This window comes from Halosimplex carlsbadense 2-9-1 (genome assembly GCF_000337455.1).
GTDB classification, from domain to species: Archaea; Halobacteriota; Halobacteria; order Halobacteriales; family Haloarculaceae; genus Halosimplex; species Halosimplex carlsbadense.
Genome location: NZ_AOIU01000017.1, coordinates 1 through 563, shown reverse-complemented (window position 1 = coordinate 563; position 563 = coordinate 1). Strand labels below are relative to the sequence as shown.

Sequence of the window (563 nt, the reverse complement as noted above, 5' to 3'; positions counted from 1 at the left end):
CGCGTCGTCTTCGGCGCTCGCGGACAGGCCGTCACCGTCCAGATCCTCGTCCCCGTCGCCCACGCCGTCGTCGTCGGTGTCGGCCGTCGTCGGGTCGAACGCGCCGACCTGGACCTCGAACCCGTCGTCGAGGCCATCGCCGTCCGTGTCGGCGACGAACGGGTCCGAACCGGCCTGCCGTTCGAACAGCGTGACCGCGCGGTCGTCGTCGTAGTCCTCTACCCCGTCGAGAATGCCGTTGTTCGCTTCGTCGGCGTCCGTTCGCGGCGAGTCGCTGTCAGGATCTAACGGGTCCGTTCCGGCGACGTTTCGTTCGTAGCGATCCGATAGCCGGTCGCCGTCGAGTAGCAGGGTCTCCCGTGCGCGGTCAGTCGCGCCCTTCGACTGCGTCGCCGCCCCGCCCGTCACGACGACCGTGATGTTCGCGGTCGCTGTGTCGAGTTCGACCGGCAGTCGGAGCGTCGTGTTCTCTAACGGTGCGGTCTCGGCCGTCCGGATCGGCCGGTCGTATCGGGTGTCCCCGTTGACGAGTACCGAGACGTTCTCGAGTCGCCACGGCCGCA

1 pseudogene is annotated in these 563 nt (G+C 68.6%); it reads right to left on the bottom strand.

Annotated elements, in window-relative coordinates:
• Positions 1–563 (bottom strand): annotated as a pseudogene (locus C475_RS23815) (hypothetical protein); the annotation flags it as partial.